We start from the raw sequence: 1,145 nt of genomic DNA on the forward strand, positions 1-1,145 counted from the left end.
GCGGCTTGGGGTGGACGAGGGTCTGGAAAGACAAGATCATTTGCCTTGATGGCTGCTTTAAAAGGCTATCAATTTGGTATGCAGGGGATATCGGGGACCATTCTTTGTGCACGTCAGTTTCAGAATTCTTTGGCAGAAAGTTCATTGGAGGAGATTAAGCGCGCCATTGAAGCGCACGACTTTTTAAAGGACTATTACAAGGTTGGGGAATCTTCGATTAAGTCGATAGATGGTCGCGTAGCCTTTCAGTTTTCTGGTCTTGACCGTAATATTGCGAGCATTAAATCGATGGGGCGCATTTTGCTTTGTTGGGTTGATGAAGCAGAGCCGGTAACAGAGACGGCTTGGCAAACGCTTATACCGACTTTGCGAGAAGAAGGAGAGGGATGGCGGGCAGAATTATGGGTGACATGGAACCCGTTGCGAGAGAATGCACCCGTTGAGAAGCGGTTTCGCTTTTCAGACAATGAGGCAATCAAGCGTGTGGAGATTAACTGGTCAGACAATCCGAAGTTTCCTAAGATCTTGAATGAAGCGCGATTGGATGATCTGAGAAACCGTCCAGAGACCTATAAGCATATCTGGGAAGGGGCTTATCTTACAGCGGTTCAAGGCGCTTATTATCAAAAGGAAATGTTGGCAGCCGAGCAAGAGGGGCGGATAGGGCGTGTTGCTCGTGACCCTTTAATGCAGATACGTGCTTTTTGGGACATTGGGGGGACAGGCGCCAAGGCAGATGCCACGGCGATATGGATAGCGCAATTTGTTGGTAGAGAGATCAGAGTGCTTGATTATTACGAAGCACAGGGACAGCCGTTATCGGAACATATCGGTTGGTTGCGTCAAAATGGTTATGAGAAGGCATTGATGGTTCTCCCCCATGACGGTGCGACCAGAGACCGTGTGCACAATGTGAGTTTTGAGAGCGCTCTTAAACAGGCAGGCTTTCAAACAAAAGTTATCCCTAATCAGGGAGCAGGGGCTGTTAAGATACGTATAGAAACAGTCCGCCGTGTTTTGCCTTCTGTTTGGTTTAATGAGAAGACGACAGTAGCAGGACGTAAGGCACTGAACTGGTATCACGAGAAATGGGATGAGAAGCGTAATATTGGCTTGGGAGCAGAGCATGATTGGTCCAGTCATGG

At 48.2% G+C, this 1,145-nt stretch carries 1 protein-coding gene; it reads left to right on the top strand.

Annotated elements, in window-relative coordinates:
* Window positions 1-1,145 (top strand): phage terminase large subunit (locus tag ACFINR_RS09380; RefSeq protein ID WP_375654232.1); only part of this gene is annotated, 1,145 nt, incomplete at both ends.

Source organism: Bartonella sp. AP19HLJMH (assembly GCF_042196245.1).
GTDB lineage: Bacteria > Pseudomonadota > Alphaproteobacteria > Rhizobiales > Rhizobiaceae > Bartonella.